1 protein-coding gene is annotated in these 396 nt (G+C 73.2%); it reads left to right on the top strand.

The annotated features are described in order from the left end of the window. Window positions 1-34: 34 nt before the first annotated feature. Window positions 35-396 (top strand): methylenetetrahydrofolate reductase (locus EVJ21_RS15280; RefSeq protein ID WP_236636600.1); only part of this gene is annotated, 362 nt, incomplete at its 3' end.

Here is a 396-nt window from a genome sequence, read left to right on the forward strand (position 1 = left end):
GAAGACGCCCGAGGGCGCCGGGAAGCTGCGGGCCGTGCGCCGGCAGCTCTACGAGCGCCGGCCGGAGTTCTGCTCGGTCACCTACGGCGCGGGCGGCTCCACCCAGGAGGGCACGTTCGGCACGGTGCGCGAGATCCTCGCCGAGGGCGTGCAGGCCGCATGCCACTTCTCCTGCATCGGCGCCACGCGCGAGAGCGTGCGCGCGCAGCTCGCGCAGCTCAGGGCCATGGGCGTGTCGCGCCTGGTGGCGCTGCGGGGCGACCGGCCGAGCGGCTACGGCGCGGGCGGCGAGTTCCATTACGCGAGCGATCTGGTGGCCTTCATCCGCGAGGAAACAGGCCGGGATTTCCACATCGAGGTGGCGGCCTATCCCGAGGTGCATCCCCAGGCCCGCTC

The sequence above is a fragment of the Exiguobacterium sp. SH0S2 genome, assembly GCF_004337185.1.
Classification (GTDB): Bacteria; Bacillota; Bacilli; order Exiguobacteriales; family Exiguobacteriaceae; genus Exiguobacterium; species Exiguobacterium aurantiacum_A.